Annotated in this window: 15 protein-coding genes and 1 pseudogene; 6 read left to right on the top strand and 10 right to left on the bottom strand. The window is 68.2% G+C overall.

The features are described from left to right. The first annotated feature begins 65 nt into the window (after positions 1-65). Genes QFZ61_RS02120 through QFZ61_RS02105 form a run of 4 tightly spaced genes read left to right on the top strand, consistent with a single transcriptional unit; the run spans position 66 to position 4,384 of the window. A complete protein-coding gene (locus QFZ61_RS02120) occupies positions 66-1,565 on the top strand; it encodes a CoA-acylating methylmalonate-semialdehyde dehydrogenase (protein ID WP_307032878.1) in 1,500 nt (499 codons plus the stop codon). Then, complete coding sequence (locus tag QFZ61_RS02115; RefSeq protein WP_307032876.1) at positions 1,565-2,641, top strand: enoyl-CoA hydratase/isomerase family protein; 1,077 nt, start codon at positions 1,565-1,567, stop codon at positions 2,639-2,641. The genes QFZ61_RS02120 and QFZ61_RS02115 overlap by 1 nt, the downstream gene beginning before the upstream one ends. Then, entirely contained in the window at positions 2,634-3,611 is a 978-nt protein-coding gene (gene mmsB, locus QFZ61_RS02110; RefSeq protein WP_307032874.1) for a 3-hydroxyisobutyrate dehydrogenase, read from the top strand. Before QFZ61_RS02115 ends, mmsB begins: the two co-directional genes overlap by 8 nt. Further along, positions 3,608-4,384: an enoyl-CoA hydratase gene (locus QFZ61_RS02105; protein ID WP_307032872.1), complete on the top strand. Its 777-nt coding sequence runs from the start codon at positions 3,608-3,610 to the stop codon at positions 4,382-4,384. The genes mmsB and QFZ61_RS02105 overlap by 4 nt, the downstream gene beginning before the upstream one ends. Before the next feature lie 62 nt (positions 4,385-4,446). Here the strand turns inward: QFZ61_RS02105 and QFZ61_RS02100 are convergent, their stop codons facing one another. From QFZ61_RS02100 to QFZ61_RS02090, 3 genes are all read right to left on the bottom strand, one after another. Beyond that, positions 4,447-5,079, bottom strand: a complete 633-nt coding sequence (locus QFZ61_RS02100; RefSeq protein ID WP_307032870.1) for a bifunctional 2-polyprenyl-6-hydroxyphenol methylase/3-demethylubiquinol 3-O-methyltransferase UbiG — start codon at positions 5,077-5,079, stop codon at positions 4,447-4,449. Positions 5,080-5,263: 184 nt separating this feature from the next. Continuing rightward, positions 5,264-5,770, bottom strand: a complete 507-nt coding sequence (locus tag QFZ61_RS02095; protein WP_307032867.1) for a MarR family winged helix-turn-helix transcriptional regulator — start codon at positions 5,768-5,770, stop codon at positions 5,264-5,266. Between the two features lie 2 nt (positions 5,771-5,772). Then, positions 5,773-7,500 (bottom strand): AMP-binding protein, encoded by a 1,728-nt coding sequence (locus tag QFZ61_RS02090; protein WP_307032866.1) that lies wholly within the window; start codon positions 7,498-7,500, stop codon positions 5,773-5,775. 304 nt (positions 7,501-7,804) lie between these two features. Between QFZ61_RS02090 and QFZ61_RS02085 the strand changes: the two genes are divergently transcribed. Further along, the gene (locus QFZ61_RS02085; RefSeq protein ID WP_307037952.1) at positions 7,805-8,938 is read left to right on the top strand and encodes an acyl-CoA dehydrogenase family protein; all 1,134 of its coding nucleotides are present in this window, start codon (positions 7,805-7,807) and stop codon (positions 8,936-8,938) included. Between the two features lie 44 nt (positions 8,939-8,982). Here QFZ61_RS02085 and QFZ61_RS02080 read toward each other — a convergent pair whose 3' ends face one another. Together QFZ61_RS02080 and QFZ61_RS02075 are read right to left on the bottom strand one after the other, a co-directional pair. Then, a complete protein-coding gene (locus QFZ61_RS02080; RefSeq protein ID WP_307032864.1) occupies positions 8,983-9,657 on the bottom strand; it encodes a response regulator in 675 nt (224 codons plus the stop codon). Continuing rightward, positions 9,654-12,374 (bottom strand): DUF4118 domain-containing protein, encoded by a 2,721-nt coding sequence (locus tag QFZ61_RS02075; protein WP_307032862.1) that lies wholly within the window; start codon positions 12,372-12,374, stop codon positions 9,654-9,656. The genes QFZ61_RS02080 and QFZ61_RS02075 overlap by 4 nt, the downstream gene beginning before the upstream one ends. Before the next feature lie 168 nt (positions 12,375-12,542). On the opposite strand from QFZ61_RS02075, the gene QFZ61_RS02070 reads away from it, so the two are divergent. Further along, on the top strand, positions 12,543-14,519 hold the full coding sequence (locus QFZ61_RS02070; RefSeq protein ID WP_307032860.1) for an amino acid transporter: 1,977 nt from the start codon (positions 12,543-12,545) through the stop codon (positions 14,517-14,519). Between the two features lie 91 nt (positions 14,520-14,610). Here the strand turns inward: QFZ61_RS02070 and QFZ61_RS02065 are convergent, their stop codons facing one another. The 5 genes and pseudogenes from QFZ61_RS02065 to QFZ61_RS02045 form a co-directional block, all read right to left on the bottom strand. Beyond that, positions 14,611-14,814: a cold-shock protein gene (locus tag QFZ61_RS02065; RefSeq protein WP_013599688.1), complete on the bottom strand. Its 204-nt coding sequence runs from the start codon at positions 14,812-14,814 to the stop codon at positions 14,611-14,613. 235 nt (positions 14,815-15,049) lie between these two features. Continuing rightward, positions 15,050-15,997 carry an alpha/beta fold hydrolase gene (locus tag QFZ61_RS02060; RefSeq protein WP_307032858.1) on the bottom strand — a complete coding sequence of 316 codons (948 nt, stop codon included), beginning with the start codon at positions 15,995-15,997 and terminating at the stop codon, positions 15,050-15,052. A gap of 63 nt (positions 15,998-16,060) precedes the next feature. Continuing rightward, entirely contained in the window at positions 16,061-18,856 is a 2,796-nt protein-coding gene (locus QFZ61_RS02055; protein ID WP_307032856.1) for a PEP/pyruvate-binding domain-containing protein, read from the bottom strand. Between the two features lie 9 nt (positions 18,857-18,865). Then, positions 18,866-19,180, bottom strand: coding sequence for a hypothetical protein (locus QFZ61_RS02050; protein WP_307032854.1), 315 nt, complete (start codon positions 19,178-19,180; stop codon positions 18,866-18,868). A gap of 109 nt (positions 19,181-19,289) precedes the next feature. Continuing rightward, positions 19,290-20,344 (bottom strand): annotated as a pseudogene (locus QFZ61_RS02045) (zinc-dependent alcohol dehydrogenase family protein). Between the last annotated feature and the right edge of the window lie 27 nt (positions 20,345-20,371).

Below are 20,371 nucleotides of genomic sequence, written 5' to 3'. Positions count from 1 at the left end.
AGGAAGTCCGAGTATATTCGGGAGCAGAGATGATCTAGGTCACACGCAAAAAGGAGCATTCCATCATGGTTCGTGAGCTTTCCCATTACGTCGGCGGGCAGCACGTGGAGGGCACCTCGGGGCGCTTCAGCGACGTCTACGACCCCTGCACCGGCGAGGTGCAGGCGCGGCTTCCGCTGGCCAGCGCGGAAGAGGTCCGCAACGTGGTCTCCAACGCCGAAAAAGGCCAGCTGGAGTGGGCCGCCATGAACCCGCAGCGCCGCGGCCGGATCCTGCTGAAGTTCGTGGACCTGGTCAATCAGAACATGGATGAACTCGCCACCCTGCTGTCCTCCGAGCACGGCAAGACGTTCCTTGACGCCAAGGGCGATGTACAGCGCGGCATCGAGGTCGTCGAGTTCGCCGCCGGGGCCCCGCACCTGCTCAAGGGAGAGTTCTCCGACAGCGCCGGGACCGGCATCGACGTCCACTCGATGCGGCAGCCCCTCGGCGTCGTCGCAGGCATCACCCCGTTCAACTTCCCTGCCATGATCCCGCTCTGGAAGTCAGGTCCGGCTCTTGCTGCCGGCAACTCCTTCATCCTCAAGCCCTCCGAACGGGACCCCTCCGTGCCGCTGCGCCTGGCCGAACTGTTCACCGAAGCGGGCCTGCCGGACGGCGTGTTCAACGTCATCAACGGCGACAAGGAAGCGGTCGACGCGCTGCTGGAGGACCCCCGCGTCCAGGCCATCGGCTTCGTCGGCTCCACCCCGATCGCGCAGTACATCTACGCCACCGCCGCCGCGCACGGCAAGCGGGCGCAGTGCTTCGGCGGCGCCAAGAACCACATGGTGATCATGCCGGACGCGGACCTGGACATGGCTGCCGATGCTCTGATTGGTGCCGGCTTCGGATCAGCCGGCGAACGCTGCATGGCCATCTCGGTCGCGGTCCCGGTGGGCCAGCAGACCGCCGACGCTCTGGTGCAGAAGCTGCAGGAACGGATCGCGGACCTGAAGGTGGGCCCCAGCCTGGCCGAGGACTCAGACTTCGGCCCGGTCGTCGCCGCCTCCGCCAAGGAACGGATCGAGGGGTACATCGCCGCCGGCGTCGAGGCCGGCGCCACCCTGGTCACCGATGGCCGCGGCCTCAAGGTAGAAGGCTACGACGGCGGCTTCTGGGTGGGCCCGACCCTTTTCGACAACGTCACCAAGGACATGTCGATCTACCGGGAGGAAATCTTCGGCCCGGTGCTCAGCGTGCTGCGCGCCGCGGACTACGACGAGGCCCTGCGCCTGTGCAGCGAGCACGAATTCGGCAACGGCGTGGCGATCTTCACCCGCGACGGCGACGCCGCCCGCGACTTCGCCAGCCGCGTCCAGGTGGGCATGGTGGGCATCAACGTGCCGATTCCCGTCCCGATCGCCTACTACACCTTCGGCGGCTGGAAGGCCTCGGGCTTCGGTGACCTGAACCAGCATGGCGCCGACGCCTTCCGCTTCTACACCAAGACCAAGACCGTCACCACCCGCTGGCCCTCGGGCATCCGCCAGGGCGCCAGCTTCGTGATGCCGGAAGGCAGCTAGTGGGGGAGCAAGCGGCCGAAAAGACCGCCGCCACCGACGAAGTCCTGTTCGAACGGCGCGGCCGGCTCGGCGTCGTCACGCTTAACCGGCCTAAAGCCGTGAACGCGTTGACCGCAGGCATGGCCGCCGCGATGCTGGAGCAGCTCACGCGCTGGGCCCATGACGACGACGTAGCCGCCGTGCTGGTCCACGGCGCCGGCGAGCGGGGCCTGTGCGCCGGCGGCGACATCGTCGCCATCTACCGGGACATGCTCGACGGCGGGGACGCCACGGCGGACTTCTGGGCCGTCGAATACCGGCTGGACCTGCTGATCTCGGACTACCCCAAGCCCTACGTGGCCTTCATGGACGGGCTGGTCCTGGGCGGCGGCGTCGGCATCTCAGCCCACGGCTCGGTGCGGATCGTGACCGAACGCACCCGGATGGGCATGCCGGAAACCACCATCGGCTTCGTGCCCGACGTCGGCGGGACCCTGCTGCTGTCCCGTTCGCCGGGGGAGACCGGCACCCATGCGGCCCTGACCGGGGCGCACCTCAATGGCGCCGATGCTCTGTTCCTGGGACTTGCCGACATCTTCGTGCCCTCCGACCGGCTCGAGGAACTGGCATCCGCGCTGGAAACCGAGGCGGTGGACGCCGCCGTCGCACGCTTCGCCGAGCCCGCGCCCGACTCGGTCCTGGCCGCGCAACAGGAATGGATCGACGCCTGCTACGCCGGGGACGATGCCGAGGAGATCATCCGCCGGCTGCGCACCGTCGGCGGGGAGGCGGTGGACGTCGCGGACACTATCGAAGCCAAGTCCCCGACGGCGGTCAAGGTTGCCTTGGCCTCTGTGCGCCGGGCCTCCGGGCTGACCCTGGCCGAGGCCCTGCAGCAGGAGTACCGGGTGGGCCTGCGCTTCCTGGCCGGCCCGGATTTCCGTGAGGGCATCCGCGCCCAGGTGGTGGACAAGGACCGGACCCCGCACTGGAAGCCGGCCAGCATTGCCGAGGTGGGCCGTGACGACGTCGAGGCGTACTTCGCGCCGCTGGGCGAGCGCGAACTGAAACTTTCGAAGGAGCGCGACAATGTCTGACGTATCACCGGCTGAACCGGCCGAACCGGCGCAACCCGGGGTGCAGACCGGCCCCATTGCCTTCCTTGGCCTGGGCCACATGGGTGGGCCGATGGCCGTCAACCTGATCAAGGCCGGCTATACGGTGACCGGCTTCGACGTGGTGCCTGCTGCGTTGGACGCGGCCCGGGCACACGGCATCAGCACCGCGGATACGGCCGCCGAAGCCGTGGCCGATGCCGCCGTCGTACTGACCATGCTGCCCAGCGGCAAGCACCTGCTGGACGCCTACCGGGGAACCGGCGGAGCACCCGGACTGCTCGCGGCGGCCAGCCCCGGAACCATGTTCCTGGACTGCTCCACGATCAACGTGGATGAGGCACGTGAGGCGTCGGCGCTGGCCGTCGAGGCCGGCCACCGGGCCGTCGACGCGCCCGTCTCCGGCGGCGTGGTCGGGGCCGAGGCGGGAACGCTGACGTTCATGGTCGGCGCGCTGGATGAGGACTTCGAGGCCGTCAAGCCCATGCTGGAGGTGATGGGCAAGCGTGTCGTCCACTGCGGCGCTCACGGTGCCGGGCAGGCTGCCAAAATCTGCAACAACATGATCCTCGGCGTCTCCATGATCGCGGTCAGCGAAGCTTTCGTCCTCGGTGAGAAGCTCGGCCTGACCCACCAGGCGCTGTTTGACGTCGCCTCCGCCGCGTCCGGGCAGTGCTGGGCGCTGACCACCAACTGCCCGGTTCCGGGACCGGTGCCCACCAGCCCGGCGAACCGCGACTACCAGCCCGGTTTTGCCGGCGCGCTGATGGCCAAGGACCTGAAGCTGGCGCTCAACGCCCTCGAAAGCACCGGCGTCGCCGCCCGGCTGGGGCCGCTCGCCTCCGAAATTTACGATACCTTTGCCGCGGAGGGCGGTGCCGGGCGGGACTTCTCCGGCATCATCACCGACATCCGGGACAAATCCGAACAGCAGTCGAGGGGACAGGCATGACCGAGTACGCAAACATTCTGGTGGAGCGCCGCGGCCGGGTCGGTCTCGTGACGCTCAACCGGCCCGAGGCGCTGAACGCCCTCAACAAGGCCACCATGGACGAGCTTGTCGCGGCGGTCACCGCGATGGACACCGATCCGGACGTGGGCGCCGTCGTCGTGACCGGCTCGGCCAAGGCTTTCGCCGCGGGGGCGGACATCAAAGAGATGCAGTCCAAGGGTTACATGGAGATGTACGCGGCCGACTGGTTCCGCGGCTGGGAGGACTTCACCCGGCTGCGCATCCCGGTGGTGGCGGCCGTCTCCGGGTTCGCCCTTGGCGGCGGCTGCGAGCTCGCCATGATGTGTGACTTCATCATCGCCGGCGACAATGCCAAGTTCGGCCAGCCGGAAATCAACCTCGGCGTCCTGCCGGGGATGGGCGGCTCGCAGCGCCTGACCCGCGCCGTCGGCAAGGCCAAGGCCATGGACATGATCCTGACCGGCCGCTTTATCGACGCCGCGGAGGCCGAGCGCTCCGGGCTGGTCTCCCGCGTGGTGCCGGCGGCCGACGTCGTCGAGGAGGCCATGAAGGCCGCCGAGGTCATCGCTTCCAAGTCCAAGCCGGTGGCGATGGTGGCCAAAGAAGCGGTCAATGCCGCCTTCGAAACCGGGCTGACCCAGGGTGTGCTGTTCGAACGCCGCGTGTTCCACTCGCTCTTCGCCACTGAGGACCAAAAGGAGGGCATGGCCGCCTTCAGTGAAAAGCGGCAGCCCGACTTCACGCACCGCTAGGGCCGGCAGCGGATGTGCCGCGGCGGGCCCTCTGCGCCGGCAGGCTGGCGGGAGGTCTGCGGCTACGCCCGTCGACGGGCGTTTAGTACGGCGTCCCGCACGGTGACCTGTACGTCGTCGGAGTCCGTGGTGGCGCGTGGACGGGCGGCGCACGTGATGATCTCCCACTCGTCCGGATCAAGGTCCGCCGCGGCCTGTTCGGCGGTGAACAGCAGACCCGGCGCGGAGGGCCTCCGGACGCTGGTCTCCAGATCTGAGGGATGGTGGCCCACGATCAGCAGCGTGCCGCCGGGCGCCACCGAGGCGGCGAGCCGGTGGTACACGCCGTCGCGTTCCGGAGCCGGCAGGTGGAGGTACTGAGCGGAGACGAGGTCGAAGGTACCGGCCGGTGGCGGTGAAACGGTGAGGTCCTGATGTTGCCAGCTGATCCGGGCGGCAGTTTCAGGGTCCGGCGCCACCGCCGCGGCAGCCCGGGCCAGCGCCACCGAGGAAATGTCTACGGCCGTCACCCGCCAGCCGCGGCGGGCCAGCCAGACGGCATCCGCGCCCTCCCCGGCTCCGACGTCCAGTGCCGAGCCAGGCATAAGCCCCGCGACCTCGACCACCAGCTGCGCGTTCGGCTGGCCGCTCCACACCGACCCGTGTTCGCTGTGCTGGCGGTACCGCTCGTCCCAGAACGATTCGTCGAATTCCATCCAGCTCTCCTCCGGCCCGTCGCATGCCCGGGGCTATCGCCGCCCCGGCCGCCCATCCAGTTTAGGCGGGACGGGCATGCGACGCGCCCCCCATCCTGCCCTGCGCAAATGTCCTGTCGCGGCTGGAATTCCTGCCGCGTCCGCGCATTTGCGCGTCGTGAGCCCAGGCCCCGCCGCCTGGCCGTCAGCTACTGAAGTCTCCGGCGTTTCGCCGGAAGTCGCCCAAAATCCGGATCAACTGCTCCACGTCGTCCGGCTCGAAGCCGGACTGGCCGAAGACGTCGGAGTTCAGCACCGCAGTCGCCCGCTTCGCCAGTGTGCGTCCCTCGGAGGTGAGCTCGATCAGCGTGGTCCGGCCGTCCGTGGGGTGCGGGGACCGCAGCACCAGCCCCGCCTCCTGCAGCCGGTCCACGGCATTGGTCACCGAGGTGGGATGGACCTGCAGCAGCGCGCTCGCCTTGTTCATCGGCAGTGCGCCGCTGCGGGCAAAGCTGAGCAGGGCCAGCAGTTCATAGCGCGCGAACGTCAGGCCGAACGGCTTCAGCGCGGTCTCGATCCGGGCCAGCAGGATCTGCTGGGTCCGCATAATGGCCGTGATCGCCGCCATCGGCGCGGCAACGTCGGCCCAGCCGTGCCGCTCCCAGTTCCGCTGGGCGTCGGCGATCGGGTCACGTGGCAACGGGGCGCCCATGCCTAGCCCTGCCCTTTGAGTCCCGGAAAGTCGTCCTCGGAGTACTCGGTGCCAAGGCCTTCGGGCATGCTGCTGGTGCCGTGGCGCAGTTCCTCGTGACGGCGCAGTTCCACCCGCCGGATCTTGCCGGAGATGGTCTTGGGCAGTTCGGTGAACTCCAGCCGGCGGATCCGTTTGAACGGGGCCAGGTGCTCCCGGCAGTAGCGCAGGATGTCCTCTGCCAGTTCCGGTCCGGGTTCGTGGCCCGCGGCCAGGACCACGAACGCCTTGGGCACAGACAGCTTGAGGGCATCGGGGGAGGGCACGACGGCGGCCTCCGCCACCGCAGGGTGCTCGATCAACACGCTTTCCAGTTCGAAGGGGGAAAGCCGGTAGTCGGAGGACTTGAACACGTCATCGCCCCGGCCGACGTACGTAATGATGCCTCGTTCATCCCGGCTCGCCATGTCGCCGGTGTGGTAATAGCCGTCCCGGAAGGCCTCCGCCGTCTTTTCCGGGTCGCCGTAGTAGGCCTTCATCAGCCCGACGGGACGCGGGTCCAGGCGCAGGCACAGCTCGCCGTCGTCCGCCTCCTCGCCGGTAGCGGGATCGACGAGGACGACGTCGTAGCCGGGCAGCGGTTTGCCCATCGCGCCGATCTTGATCGGCTGGCCCGGGGTGTTGGCGATCTGCACGGTGGTTTCGGTCTGGCCGAAACCGTCCCGGATGGTCTGGCCCCACGCCCGGTTCACTTGGTCGATCACCTCGGCGTTCAGCGGCTCACCCGCGGAGACCACCTTGGTGGGCGGATTCTTCAGCAGGGTCAGGTCGGCTTGGATCAGCATCCGCCAGACCGTCGGCGGCGCACAGAAGCTGGTGACCCGTTCGCGGTCCATTTGCTCCATCAGCGCCTTTGCGTCGAAGCGGTCGTAGTTGTAGATAAACACGCAGGCCTCGGCGATCCAGGGCGTGAAGACGTTGGACCAGGCGTGCTTCGCCCAGCCCGGGGAGGCTACGTTCAGGTGCACGTCGCCCGGTTCCATGCCGATCCAGAACATCGTGGAGAGGTGACCCACCGGGTAGGAGGTGTGGGTGTGCTCCACCAGCTTGGCCTTGGACGTGGTGCCGGAGGTGAAGTACAGCAGCAGGGTCTCATCAGCCCGGGTCGGCGCGTCCGGGACGAAGTCCTTCGCGCTCGCGGACGCATCGGCGTACTGCAGGGCCGTGGACTCCGTGCCGCCGCCCTCGCCGATTTCGATCAAGGTGTAGTCGCCCGGCACGTCGGCAAACTTGGCGATATTGGCGCTTCCGACGGCGGCCCAGTGCGCCCCGCCGCGTTCCACCCGGTCCTGCAGGTCCGCCGGCGCCATCAGGGTGGTGGTCGGGATCATGACGATGCCGAGCTTGATCCCGGCCAGCATCAATTCCCACAGCTCTACCTGGTTGCCGAGCATGATGATCATCCGGTCCCCGCGCCGGACGCCCTGCGCCCGGAGCCAGTTGGCGACCTGGGCGGAGCGTGCCGAGAGGTCGGCGAAGCTGCGTCGGGTCGCCGCGCCGTCCTGCTCCACGATGACCAGGGCGGGCCGGTCGGCCTTGGCCGGGTCGGCGGCGAGCTGGTCGAACCAGTCGAGAGCGAAATTAAACTCTTCGAAGCGCGGCCATTGAAATTCTTCGCGGGCGGCGGCGTAGTTTTCCCGCAGAGCCAGCAGCCGGTCCCTCGCGGCGCGGAATTCCTCAGTGACGGTCATGGGTGCACCTTTCGCAGCCGGTGGCCGACAGCAGCCAAGACGGCCGCCGCCGGCCGGGTGATCACTTTTCGCAGCGATCAACATCCCTAGTGATCAACATCACTGTGCAATATACTAGGACATCCAAGGGTTTGGAAGAGTCGACGTTGCTGCCGATGCGCGGCACAGAACGAAGGGATGCGTGCCCGTGCAGTCACCAGGAAGTGCCAGCGGACAGACCGCGCTCCAAGCAGCCGCAGGCGAGGGTGAGAAGGAAACTCTGGTCCCCACGCCCGTCGTACCGCCGTTTCCGGACGCCGACCTTATGTACATTACGGATCTGCTGTCCCCGGACGAGCGGGCCCGCTACCAGGAGATCCGTGAGTTTCTGCAGGCCCGGATCCGCTCCGCCTCGATCGACTACTGGAACCGCGAAGAATTCCCGTTCGACCTGCTCGCGGAGCTGGGCAAGTACGGTCTGGGCGGCTTGCAGACGGACGGCACATCCAAGCTTTTCAAGGGACTCATGTACGTCGAGGTGGCCCGCGCCGACGTCTCGCTCTCGGCGCTGGTGGGCATCCACAACGAGTTGATTGTCGGCATGATCGATGAGCTCGGCTCGGCCGAGCAGAAAGCCCGCTGGCTGCCGGGGCTGACGGCGTTCACCCAGCTGGGTGCCTTCGCCCTGACCGAACCGGACCACGGCTCGGACATTGCCGGCGGCCTGTCCACCACGGCGCGGCTCGACGACGGCGAGTGGGTGATCAGCGGGGCCAAACGCTGGATCGGCGCCGGAACCATCGCCGACTTCGCCCTGGTCTGGGCCCGCGACGTCGCGGACCAGCAAATAAAGGGCTTCATCGTGGAGACGGACCGGCCCGGCTACACGGCCACCAAGATCGCGAACAAGATCGGGCTGCGGATCATGCAGAACGCCGACATCGTGCTCGACGAAGTCCGAATTCCCGAATCCAACCTGCTTCCGGGAGCGACGAACTTTTCCCGCGCCAACGAGCTGCTGCGGGACTCGCGGGCCTGGGTGGGCTGGCAGGGCGCCGGAATCCAGCTGGCCGCGTTCGACGTCGCCCGCGCCTACGCGCTGGAACGCAAGCAATTCGGCAGGGAACTGGCCCGCTTTCAGCTGGTTCAGCAGCAGTTGGCCGAAATCTTGGGCAACGCCAGTGTGTCGCTGGCCCTGATGGCCCAGCTCGCGCGGATCCAGCAGGAGGGCAAACTGGACATGGTGCAGGCAGCCATGGCCAAGTCGACCACCACCCGCCTGGCCCGGGCCTCTGTTGCGATGGGGCGCTCGCTGCTGGGCGGCAACGGGATCAGCAGCGACTACGAGATGGGCAAGCTCTTCGGCGACGCTGAAATTCTCTACACCTACGAGGGCAGCTATGAAATCAATTCGCTGATCGTGGCCCGGGCGGTGACCGGGAAGTCTGCATTCGTCTAAACCGCGCTTCAGCCGGCGGCCGGCAGGCCCACAGGCGGCGGGCCTCAAGGTAGGAAGCGGTACCCGATCCCGGCCTCAGTAATCAGGTGCCGGGGAGCGGCGGCGTCGGGTTCCAGCTTGCGGCGCAGCTGGGCCATGTACACCCGGAGGTAGTTGGTCTCCTTTGCATAGGCGGGCCCCCACACCTCCGACAGCAGCTGCTGCTGGGTGACTAGCTTCTCGGGGTGGCGGACCAGTACCTCCAGCATTTTCCACTCCGTCGGCGTGAGCCGAATGTCCCCGCCGTCGCGGGTGACCCGGTGCTTTCCGAGGTCCACGGTGAAGGCGTCGGTGGTGACGACCGGACGGTCCGAACCATCCGGGCTGCGCCGCAACAGTGCCCGCAGCCTGGCCAACAGTTCGTCCAGCCCGAACGGCTTGGTGATGTAGTCATCCGCTCCGGCGTCCAGGGCCTGGACCTTGTCGGTGGAACCGTGGCGGGCCGAGAGGACCAGCACGGGAACCCGGCTGGAGCGGCGGAGCTTCGCCAGCACGGCCGTTCCATCCATATCGGGCAGGCCCAGATCCAGGATGACCAGCGACGGCGGCGTCTGCGCGGCAGCCACGAGCGCGGATTGCCCGTCGGCCGCCGTGGTGACCTCGTAGCCGTGGGCCCGCAGCGTGATCCGGAGGGCACGCAACAGGTAGGGGTCGTCGTCGACGACGAGGACGGCGGTCATGGCGCGTCTGTGGGGGAGGAGAGGAGCGGCGGGAGGTGGTGGCGGCCGGTGAGGAGCGACTGAGGTTCCAGCGGTGCCTGCCCGGCGTGCTGCTGGAAGGGGGCGCCCTCGGAGAGGGGCAGGCTGACCACCATGGTTAGACCGCCGCCGGGGGTGGCTTCCGCTTTGAGCCGGCCGCCCATCGCCTCGGTGAACCCTCTGGCAATGGCCAGGCCCAGGCCCACACCGCTGGCGCTCCCGTCATCCAGGCGCTGGAAGGGACGGAACATCTCCACCACCTTGTCGGCAGGAATGCCGGTGCCATGGTCGATGATCCGCAGTTCCCCGGCGGGACGCCCGTCCACCGATGCCGGGCTGAGACCGCCGGCCGTGCCCGTCACCACAATGTCCGAATCGGGGGCGTATTTGAGGGCGTTCTCGACGATATTCGCGATGACCCGCTCGAGCATGCCCGGATCAGCTTCGATTTCGGGCATGTTGGCGGGTAGCTCCACCCGGACCCGGGCCCGTACCCGGGCAGCCGGGAGGCTGTGCAGGCTGCCGCTGATCACGTCATACCAGCGCACGGGCCGAAGCAGGGGCTGGACGGCGTCGGAGGTGATCCGTGACATGTCCAGCAGGTTCGCCACCAGGCCGTCCAGCCGGTCGGAGCACTCCTCAATGGTTTCCAGCAGTTCTTGTTCCTCTTCCTTGGTGTAGCGGACTCCGGCCTGGCGGAGGCCTCCTACCGCCAGTTTGATACCGGCCAGGGGAGTGCGCAGGTCGTGGGAGACAGCCCGCAGCAGCGAGGTGCGCATGGAGTTACTCTCGGCCAGGCGCCGGAGCTGGCTTCGGCTGGCCAGCAGCTGCTGGTTTTCCAGTTGAGCCAGCAGATGCACGCCGAAGGCGCCGAGCAGGCGGCGGTCGCTTGCTGCCAGCACCCGCCCGGACAGGACCAGACGCGTGGTGGCGTTGATCTGTTCGACGTTGTCCCCGCTCGGGGCAGCCGGCACCCCGCTGTCCGGCCCGGCGGCTGGTGAGAGCTCCCCTGCGCCGGCAAGCTGCCGCCACCGCTCCCTTACCGCCGGCGGGACGGCGCCCGACGGTTCCGCGGCGCCCGGACCGGGGGCGTCACTGCCGGGGACGAGGCCGAACAGCGCGGCGCCGCGGACCTGGAAGACATCCAGCGCTTGTTCCAGCAGGCCCGTGACCGTGTCTTCCGTGCCTGGGGCGCCGCGTGCCAGCTGGGCCAGGGCGGTGGCCTCCGCCCGCGCGCGGGCCGCCTCCTTGGACCGCCGCGCGGAGCGGTCGACGACGACGGCGACAGTGCCTGACACGCCGGCGAATACCAGCAGGGCGAGGACATTCTGGGCGTCGCTGATGGTCAGGTTGCCGATTGGGGGTGTGGAGAAGTAGTTCACGAGCACACTGCTCCACAGCGCGGCGAGAACCGCGGGCCAGAGCCCGCCGACCAGTGCCACCGCCACGGAGCCTGTGAGCAGGACCAGCATGGAGGTGGCCAGGTTCGGGTCCGGATTGAGTCCCAGCAGCAGCTGGAGCAGCATCGGCACGGTGAGGGCCAGCCCGAACCCGGCACGGACCCTCCGCCGGCCCAGGTCCCACTCCCGTCTCGGCCGACGGCCGTGCTGCTGGCCCTCCTGCGGGACCAGATGGACATCAATACCGCCAGAACCGCGAAGCACCCGCGCGGTAGTGTCCCCGCCCCGCAAGAGGGCTAGCATCCGTGCCGCTAAACCGGCGCGGGAAACGCCGAGTACCAGCTGGGTGGCATTGACGCTGCGCGCAAAATCCAGTAGGGCCGCCGCCGGGTCATCCCCGGTGACGACGTGGAAGCTTCCACCCAGGTCCTGGACCAGCTTCCGCTGTGCTTCCAAAACCTGCGGCGACTCCGCGGCCGCGCCTTCCGCGGAGATGACATGGACGGTGAGCAGATCGGCGCCGCTGGCACGGTGGAGCAACCGCGCGCCGCGACGGATCAGCCCTGCGCCTTCAGGGCCGCCGGACAGGCCGACGACGACGCGCTCCCGTGTGGGCCAGCTGGCGTCGATCCGGTTGCCTGCCCGGTAACTGGCCATGCCTTCATCCACCCGGTCCGCCAGCCACAACAGGGCAAGCTCCCGGAGGGCCGCGAGGTTGCCGGGGCGAAAGAAGTCGGAAAGTGCCGCATCGATCCTGTCGGCCGGCACGATCTTTCCGGCCGCGAGCCGAAGCCGCAGAAGCTCCGGGGAGAGGTCCACGAGTTGCAGCAGGTCGGCCCGCCTGACGATTTCGTCGGGGACGGTTTCGGCCGGCCGGCCCCTGGTGATCGCGCTGACGACGTCGGTCAGGGAGGCGAGCTGCTGGATGTCCAGCGTGGAGAACACGTTGATGCCGGCGGCCAGTAATTCGTCGACGTCCTGCCAGCGGAACTGGTTCCGGCTTCCCGGGGCGTTGGTGTGGGCGTATTCATCGACGAGCGCGGTCGCTGGCGCCCGCTGGAGCACCGCGGGCAGATCGAGTTCCTCCACCTCCACCGGGCCCAGGGGCAACCGCCTGGTTTCGATCACTTCGAGGCCCTCAAGCATTTTCCGGGTGTCCCGGCGGCCGCGGTCACGGGCCACCGCGACGACCACGTCCTCACCGGCGGACCGGAGCCGGTGGCCCTCCCGGAGCATGGCGTAGGTTTTGCCCACTCCCGGGGCCGCACCCAGGAAGATGCGGAGCGTTCCACGTGCCATGCAGTCATTCTTCCATCCCTTCAGGAGTCCAGCTGGGGCGGGTGGCGTCAAGGATTCATCAATATCCCTGCCCCGGTAATGGGCGGCGCAAAGCCCGCTGCTAGCTTCGCAAGTGAGGACAGCAAGCGGCGTCCGCCCTTTAGGGAGGCGCCGGGAGGAAGGGACACCATGACAACGCTGAGCAGGCCGCCGGCCGATCCGTCGGCACCGCGCCCCGGCCGCAGGACCGTGCTGCGGAAGTGGCTGCTCGTCGGGCTGCAGGACAGCAAAGGCGCACATCAGGGTCCGGGCGGGGTGCCTACCGAGCACGAAAAGAAACACTCGTGGTGGCAGGTCATGTGCCTGACCGGCGTCGACTACTTCTCCACCCTCGGCTACCAGCCCGCAATCGCCGCGCTCGCGGCCGGGGTGATCTCGCCGCTCGCCACGCTGGTGCTGGTGGCCATCACCTTACTTGGCGCACTGCCGGTCTACCGCCGTGTTGCCGGCGAGAGCCACCGCGGTGAAGGATCCATTGCCATGCTGGAACGATTGATGCCACGGTGGGGCGGCAAGCTCTTCGTCCTGGTCCTGCTCGGGTTCGCAGCGACAGACTTCACGATCACTATGACACTGTCGGCCGCTGACGCAACCGCGCACCTTATCCAGAATCCGGTAGCGCCTAGCTGGCTGCAGGGTCAGAACGTCCCCATCACCTTGATCCTGCTCGCTATGCTCGCGGCCGTGTTCCTTCGGGGCTTCAAGGAAGCGATCGGCGTCGCCGTCGTGATTGTGGGACTCTACCTGGGTCTGAACGTCGTGGTCGTCGGCGTGTCTCTCTGGGAGGTGTTGACGCATCCGCTTGCTGTGGGCAACTGGTGGCAGGCGATCTCTACCTCACACGGGAATCCGCTCCTGGCCGTCGGCTTCGCGCTGCTGGTGTTCCCCAAACTTGCCCTCGGCCTGTCCGGGTTCGAGACCGGGGTCGCCGTGATGCCGCAGATCAAGGGCCATGCTGACGACACCGAAGATTTCCCGGCCGGCCGGATCCGGGGCGCCCGCAGGCTGCTGACCACCGCAGCGCTCATCATGAGCACGTTCCTGATAGTTAGCAGCTTCACCACGGTGGTGCTGATTCCGGAGCGCGAGTTCCAGCCCGGCGGCCAGGCCAACGGCCGCGCGTTGGCCTTCCTGGCGCACGAGCAGCTAGGCGTGGGCTTCGGCACCGTCTATGACCTCTCCACCATCGCGATCCTCTGGTTCGCCGGCGCCTCCGCCATGGCCGGGCTGCTCAACCTCGTACCGCGGTACCTGCCCCGCTACGGGATGGCCCCCGGCTGGGCGAGGGCTGTCCGTCCCCTCGTCCTGGTCTTCACCCTCATCGGTTTCCTCATCACGTGGATCTTCGACGCCGACGTCGACGCGCAGGGCGGTGCTTACGCCACCGGCGTGCTGGTGCTGATGACTTCCGCGGCAGTCGCCGTGACCCTGTCGGCCCGCAGGCAGCGGCAAGGTAAGCGGACGGTGGGCTTCGGCATCGTTGCCGTTGTTTTTATTTACACCACCGTGGCAAACATCATTGAACGCCCCGAAGGCATCCGGATCGCATCGATCTTCATCCTCGGCATCATCGTGATCTCCCTGCTTTCCCGCGCCGGGCGCTCCTTCGAACTGCACGCCACCCACGTCCACCTGGACCGGCAGGCGCTGGAGTTTATGTCCGATGAACTGGAAGGTCCGCTGCAGATCGTCGCCCACGAACCGCTGCGCCTCAGCGCAGAGGCATACCGGCAAAAACTCGACTCAGCCATCGAAGTCAGCCACCTTCCGCTGGACTACCGTGCCGTCTTCCTCGAAGTGATCGTGGACGATTCCTCCGACTTCGAGACCGAACTCGAGGTTAGGGGCATCATGCGGCACGGATACCGGATCCTGGAAGTGCACGGCCCCGTGGTCCCCAACACGATCGCCTCGGTGCTGCTGCACATCCGGGACGTGACCGGTCTAATGCCGCACATCTACTTCCGCTGGACCGAGGGAAACCCGGTCACCAACCTGCTGCGCTTCCTCGCGTTCGGCGAAGGGGAAATCGCGCCGGTCACCCGCGAGGTGCTGCGCGAAGCCGAACCCGACGTTACCCGACGGCCCTGGGTCCACGTCGGCTAGGAACACAACAGCCCCTCCGGATACGTACTCCGGAGGGGCTGCGGTGTTTTCTAGGAGTTACGGCCCGGCGGTGCGGGCCATTCCTGAAAGTTTAGAGCGGACGGATGTTCTCGGCCTGCGGGCCCTTCGGACCCTGGGTGACGTCGAACTCGACCTTCTGGTTCTCGTCCAGCGAGCGGTAGCCGCTGCTGGCGATTGCCGAGTAGTGGGCGAAAACGTCGGCTGACCCGTCATCCGGGGCAATGAAGCCAAAACCCTTTTCGGCGTTGAACCATTTAACTGTGCCTGTAGCCATGCTTTATCCTTCTGAAACGCTGCTGATCTCCGGCGGCCATGCAAGGCCAACGGCTGCGGAGACATTCTTCCGCTGCCCCCAACGTACGGGGCGCGGCGCCCGGGTGCAAGGGTCTGAGTGCTGGCTTAATTTCCCGTGACGGCCGAAGCGGGTCCTTCGGGTCGCTAACTTCCGGCGCCAGCTCCTCCGGAATCCCCGCCCGACCGGCGCCCGGGCCCCCGGCCCCGTCCTTCTCTCAACCGGCCTCGGCGTAGAGGGCTATCAGATCCCGGCTCATCTGGTGCGGCGACGTTTCACTTGGGCTGTGGCCGCCGCGGTAGACCGCGATTTTCGCGCCGATTGCCTGCGCGAAGCGGCGGTGCAACGCCAGCGGCCAGAGGTCGTGTTCCCCGACGGCGACAAACTTCGGCAGGGTCGCAGCGGCCAGCTCCGGACGCAGGTCCGGAACGTGCTGCATCAGACCGAAGATGTCGCGCACCGAAGCCCGGCGGGTGAGGCGGAAGCGCGACCTTACGAAACGGATCCGGGAGGGGGCGACGCGGACGAGATTGCTGCGGATGCCCCAAATCATCAGCGCCGCACCGACCCTGGGGCTCGCCAGAGCGCTAAACCGCCCGATCCGCTGTACGCCGCGGAAACAGTTGCCCGAGTGGGGCGGGCAACTGAGCAGAGTCAGGCTGCGGAACAGCTCGGGCCGCTGCACGAAGGCCAACTGGGCGACGATGGCGGCAAACGAGTACCCAACCACGTGCGCGGGACCAGTGCCGGCCTCAAGCAAAGCGATTAGGTCCCCGGTGAACAGCTGGTAGCCGTAGTGTTCCCGCGGCGGGACGAGGTGCTCCGGGCCGGCACCGGCCGATTCATACTGGCCGGCGATATCGCAGCTGAGGACAAAGTAGCCGGCGGCCGCAAGCTGGGGCAGCATGAGCGCAAAGTCTTCTTTGGACCCGGTGGCGCCCGGGACCAGCAAAACCGGCGGATTGCCCGGATTACCCATGCTCAGCGTGGCCAGGGCCCCGCTGGGTGCTTGGAACTCACCGCGGACCGCGCCCGCCGGCAGCGCGAACCAGTCCGCAGTGGCTATTGCGGCATCCAGCCGGGCAGCAACGTCGATGAGCCCTGACCCGAAAACTTCCGGGTCCGGTTCGGGTGCGCCGGGGACCGCGCGGCCTGTTGACACCATGGACTAAAGATAACGCCCGGCGCGTCGGCCAGCCCGGACGGCGGTTTGTAGCTTGGCGGGCTCTTAGTCCGGCAGCTCGCGGACGGTGCCGGCCGCGCCGTCGACAGTGACGCTCTGGCCGGTGCGCAGCCGGGTGGTCGCATCAGGCACCCCCACCACCGCCGGGATGCCGTACTCGCGGGCGACGACTGCCCCGTGCGAGATGACGCCGCCCATCTCCATGACCAAGGCACCCGCTGTCAGGAAAAGCGGGGTCCAGCCGGGGTCCGTGGAGGGGGCCACCAGGATCTCGCCTGGCTCAAGCCGCGCCCCCACCGGGTCCGTGATTACCCTGACCCTCCCTGTTGCGGTGCCAGCCGAGGCGGGGGTGCCGCTCAGGGCGCCGTACGGTGGCGCCTTCGCCATCACGGCTGCTTCCAGGTCGGTCCCGTCGGAGAGCAGCACGCGCGGGATGTGGCGGCGGCGGAGTTCGACGTCGTACAACCGCCGGCGGCTGGCGACGAGGGGGTGCATCCGGGCTCCCCGCAGTGCCACGCGGAGCTCATCGAAGTCCAGGAAGAACACATCTTCGGCGTCGACGATGACGCCGGCACGCACCAGCTCGGCGCCGACGAGCAGCAGTTGGCGGTGCATTTCGCCCAGAATCGTCACGATGTGGAACTTGGGCAGCTCGCGCAGGCCGGACAGCTGCCGGACCCGCCGCAGGCACAGTTCGAGTGCTCTGGCGCGCCACCGGCCGCGGGTGCCGGCCTGGGCCACCAGACTGCGGATCCGTTCCTCCGCGTGTTCCGCTGCCCGGCGGAACTGTTGCTCCGGAGCCTGTTCCGGGTCCTCCACGCGCAGGTAGTTGGTGATCATGCCCAGGATGTGGTCAGGCTGCTCGGACCAGCGCGGCATGCCGAGGTCGATCTCCGCCACCGCGCGGTGGCCGTACCGGGCCAGGAAGGCTTGCACTCCCTCCTGGCCGACGGCAGGCAACAGGCCGGCCCGGTAGGCTGCCGCGAGGTCGGCCGGTTCCCGCGCCAGAAAGGCGTCCCGTGAGGCCTGGTCGGCGCCGATGTCCACCGCCAGGTGCCAGAGCTCCAAATCCATCTCTGTGGTCACGTTGTGGGGCAGGCCGCGCAGCACGGCTTCCAGTTCCCGCGGCGCGGCAATGCCACGCAGCAAGCGCCGGGCGACGGCCAGCATAATGTAGCCGACGGAGGGGCCGGGCAGGGTGGCCTGGATCAGCCCGTCGATCGTCCGTCGCAGGAGCCGCTCTGAGTAGTCGAGGCGCTGCCGAGCGGTGGCCGGTTCGGGTAGTACCAAATCCGCTTCCAGCCGCTGCCCGTAGGCCTCAGCGCGGCGAAGTTCCGCTTCCGGACGGAGCGCGGCGCCGAGCATCGCCGGGATCAGACCCAGAACCATGCGCAGGCTGGCGGCGGCCTCCTTGCCGGGCTTCCGGAGCCGGGGCTTGTGGGGCGTCGCTCCGGGGATTGTGTGGGTGTGCTTCCGGACCGCGAACCTTGGATCAGCCAGCAGCTCCGGGACGAGGGCGGCTGATCTGCCGTCAGCGAGCGGGAGCATCTGTGTCAGGTAGCGGCGCCCCCATTTGTTCTGCGTCATTGCCGTCAGGTCTACGAACATGCGCAGCCCCGGGTTCGCGTACTGCCACGGTCCCTTGTCATTCCGTGCCTTGCTCAGGGCCACGAGCCCCATCGGCGTGATCGGGCGGGTAAGTCCCTGCAGCAGCGTCCCGCACAGGTAGACCCGCGTCCCTTTGCCTCCGTCTGGGTCACCGTCTGGGTCACCGCCGATAGCGGGCGTCCCGGGAGAGAACGGATCCTCCAGCGGATACAGCGAGGTGATTGGCCGGGATTGAGTCAGCCAGACCTTGTCCGAAGCGTCGAGCACCCACTCCACGTCCTGCGGCGTGCCGAAGAGGCGCTGCGCGGCGTCGCCCAGCCGGGTCAAGCGGGCGAGCTCAGGGTCGTCGAGGCTCCACCACCGCTCCGGGTCATCGTCGCCCGGCACCCGGCGCAGGACCGCGGCCGACGCCGTGGCGAGGGTGAACTGGTCCGGATTCACCGCGCCCGAGACCACCGCCTGTCCTGCCCCGGGGCTGGCGTTGACCACGGTCTCGGTCCGCGTGCCAGTGACCGGGTTGGCGGTAAACATCACGCCCGCGGTAGCGGCATCCACCATGACCTGCACGATGACGGCGAGCCCCACGTCCCGGTGGCTGACGCCGTTGGCGGAGCGGTACGCCACCGCCCGGTCACTCCAGAGCGAGGCCCAGCAACGTCTGACGGCGTCCACAACCGCGTCGGCGCCTGTGATGTCCAGGTAGGAGTCCTGCTGGCCTGCGAAGCTGGCGAAGGGCAGGTCCTCCGCGGTGGCGGAAGACCGGACGGCAACCGCCGGCTCCGCCCCGAGGGCGGCGTAGGCGGACCGCAGTGCGGCTTCGACGGCTGGCGGGACAGCGGCTGCGCCGATCAGCGCACGCGCCCGGGCCGGCAGTCCGTCGAGCTCCGCTGCAGTGGCCCCGGCGTCGGAAGCGCCGACGTCGAAGGTGCCGCCGTCGGACGCCCCTGCTGTAACGCCGTCGAGGCGGGCGGCAAGTGCCTGCAGGCCGGTTGGAGCTGACAACCGGTAGGCGTCCGTGGTCAGGCAGAAGCCAGCCGGCACCGGAAGGCCAGCGGCGGTGAGCTTGCCGAGATTCAGCGCCTTGCCGCCGACCAGGCGGAGCGGTGCGGAACCGGCCTGGGCCAAGTCCAGAATGAAACCGTCCACGCCGTCGCCGCCGGTCAGGTGGGTGTCCGGCTCAGAACTGTCCTTCCCTCCGCCGGCAGGCGCGGAGTGGTCTTGTTCGGTGTGCATGGCGACCGCCTAGGCGGTCGCTGTGTCGCCGGCGTCCTCCCATAGGACGTCCAGGTTGCGGAACACCGGAGGGGAGTCGCACAGCGCCGCCATCCGGGCCGCGAATTCGGAAGTCTCCGGACGGCTGGAATTCTCCATCGCCGAGTCATAGGAGTCGAATTCGACGATGGTGAGGTACGTCCCCGGCCGGTCGCGGTCCGCGGTGGCTACAAGCCGCCGGAAGGTCGGCGGGGTTCCTCCCTCCGCCCGGGAGGGTCTGCCGAGCGCTTCGATTTCCTCGGGGCGGGAGGACTGGAATTCGATGATCTGCACAAACCTGGCCATGACGGCTCCTTGACGGCTGCGGGTGCTGATGCGCCTCACGCTAGACCCGCTGTCCCGGCAGTGCAAGAGCGTCCCGAAGCGGTGGGCGGGCGTCGGCCGACCGGCCGGGCTAGGGGGTCAGGAGGACCTTGATGGCGCGCCGTTCATCCATCGCCCGGTACGCCTCGGGCGCCTCCTCTAGCGGCATCACGACGTCGAAGACCCGTCCCGGATTGATGCTGCCGTCCAGCACGTCAGCGAGCAGTTCCGGAATGTAGGTGCGTGCCGGGGCCATGCCGCCGCCGATGGTGATGTTGGTGTCGAAGAGGTAGCGAAGGGGAACTTCGCCCCCGCCGGTCGGCACACCGACAAAGCCAAGGGCGCCGCCGGGCCGGACGCTGTGCAGCGCCTGCTCCATGGACTCCTTGGTGCCGACGCATTCCAGCACGGAATCGGCCAGGACCCCGCCGAGCAGTTCGCGGACCTTTGCGACGCCGTCCTCGCCGCGTTCGACCACAATGTCCGTCGCGCCAAACTCCCGCGCGAAGGCCTGCCGGTCGGCGTGCCGGGACATGGCGATGATGCGCTCAGCACCCAGCCGCTTGGCGGCCAGGACACCGCACAGGCCGACGGCGCCGTCGCCCACCACGACGACGGTCCGGCCGGGACCTACTTTCGCAGCAAGGGCGGCGTGGTGGCCGGTGGCCATGACATCGGAGAGGGTCAACAGGCTGGCGCGCAGCGCGTCGTCAGGCTCGGTCACGCCCGGCACCTTAACCAGGGTCGCGTCCGCCAGCGGCACTCGGACCGCCTGGCCCTGACCGCCCTCGATCGGCAGTCCGGTGTCGTCCTTGCCGCCCCAGCCGGCCAGGTGGTCGCAGGCGACGGTGACGCCGTGAGGCACTGCGGGCAGTTTCCACAGCTGACGACGAACGGCGCGATCACCAGATCGCCCACCGCAAGGTCCGTAACGGCGTCGCCGATACTTTCGACCAGGCCGATGAACTCGTGCCCGATTGCGCGCGGCTCATGGGTGGGCCGCACCCCGCGGTAGGGCCAGAGGTCGGAGCCGCAGACGCAGGAGGCGGTGACCTTCACAACGGCGTCCGTGGGCTGCAAGATGGTGGGGTAGTCGCGGTCTTCGACCCGGATATCACCGGGGCCGTGGATGATGGTGGCGCGCATGGGGGCTCCTCGCGTGGGGCTGGATGG

Origin of the sequence: Arthrobacter sp. B3I4 (assembly GCF_030816855.1) — a bacterium.
Taxonomy (GTDB): domain Bacteria; phylum Actinomycetota; class Actinomycetes; order Actinomycetales; family Micrococcaceae; genus Arthrobacter.
This window is presented reverse-complemented; position numbering and strand designations above follow the sequence as displayed.